Annotated in this window: 1 pseudogene; it reads right to left on the bottom strand. The window is 61.8% G+C overall.

What is annotated here, in order from left to right:
• Positions 1-416: pseudogene (locus RCF13_RS03010) on the bottom strand (helix-turn-helix domain-containing protein); the annotation flags it as partial.

The following is a 416-nucleotide window of genomic DNA, read 5'->3' on the forward strand; positions in this document are numbered from 1 at the left end:
TGCCGCTTCGAGCAGAAGCGACAGCGTATGAACCTGCCTCAATCCTTGGATGGCTTGCGCTTTGCGTCCTGCGCCGCCTGCTCTTCCCGGATCAAGGCATCGAGTTTTTTTAGGTAGTCGGTCTCCGCACGCAGATAGGCAACTTCCTTGAGCAGCTCATCGCGGCTCATTTCCTCAGGTGGCTTGGACGAACGGGTCTTTTTCATCGGCTTTCGGGGCGGCGGCGGAGGTGGTGCCAGCGCTTGGGCACCGCCTTGAGCATACAGCCGACGCCACCGCCCCACCGCGCCGGCATCGCCAATTTGAAAGTAAGTGGTGGCCTCCCGCCCGGACATGCCGTCCTGGCCCATCTTCTTCAGGACAGCCAGCTTGAATGCGAGGTCATAGGACTGGGCCTGGCGGCGAAACCCGCGCCA

The sequence above is a fragment of the Stenotrophomonas maltophilia group sp. RNC7 genome (genome assembly GCF_030910085.1).
GTDB classification, from domain to species: Bacteria; Pseudomonadota; Gammaproteobacteria; order Xanthomonadales; family Xanthomonadaceae; genus Stenotrophomonas; species Stenotrophomonas sepilia.